Below are 778 nucleotides of genomic sequence, written 5' to 3' on the forward strand. Positions count from 1 at the left end.
TGTCAGTCGGCAGGAACATGAAACCTTCTTCCGCGAGATGCTCGGCGATATCGACGAGCCGACCCTGCCGTTCGGCTTGCAGGACGTGCAGGGTGACGGTCACGCCATCGAGGAAGCCACCCGTGTTCTATCACCTTCGCTGAGCTTGCGCCTGCGGACTCGCGCCCGGCAGTTGGGGGTCAGCGCCGCCAGCCTGCATCACCTGGCCTGGGCCCAGGTACTGGGCAAGGTCTCGGGCAAGCAGGAGGTGGTGTTCGGTACGGTGTTGATGGGGCGGATGCAGGGCGGCGAGGGCGCCGACCGGGCGCTGGGGATGTTCATCAACACCTTGCCGCTGCGGGTCGCCGTGGGCGGGCAAGGTGCCCGCACTGGGGTCAAGGCGGTCCACGGGCGGCTCACCGCGTTGCTCGGTCACGAACATGCGCCCTTGGCCCTGGCCCAGCGTTGCAGTGGCGTGGTAGCGCCGATACCGCTGTTCAGCGCCTTGCTCAACTACCGGCATAGCGCCGTCGGCCATGTTTCCGGGCAAGCCTGGCACGGCATCGAGACCCTCGGTAGCGAAGAACGTACCAACTACCCGTTGACCTTGAACGTCGATGACCTGGGTGAAGGTTTCAGCCTGAATATGCAAGTCAGTGCCGAGATCGGGGCGATGCGGGTCTGTGCCTATATGGAAGCGGCGCTGGAGCATCTGCTTGACGCTCTGGAACAGGATCCGGAGGCGCCTCTGAGTGGCCTGTCGATCCTGCCGGCCGACGAGCGCGAGCAGTTGCTGGTG

The 778-nt window shown here is 65.2% G+C and carries 1 protein-coding gene; it reads left to right on the forward strand.

Annotated elements, in window-relative coordinates:
* The coding region (locus tag K675_RS30925; RefSeq protein WP_037006707.1) for a condensation domain-containing protein at window positions 1–778 on the forward strand (778 nt) is incomplete at both ends.

The organism is Pseudomonas fuscovaginae SE-1, assembly GCF_000364705.1.
GTDB lineage: Bacteria > Pseudomonadota > Gammaproteobacteria > Pseudomonadales > Pseudomonadaceae > Aquipseudomonas > Aquipseudomonas fuscovaginae_A.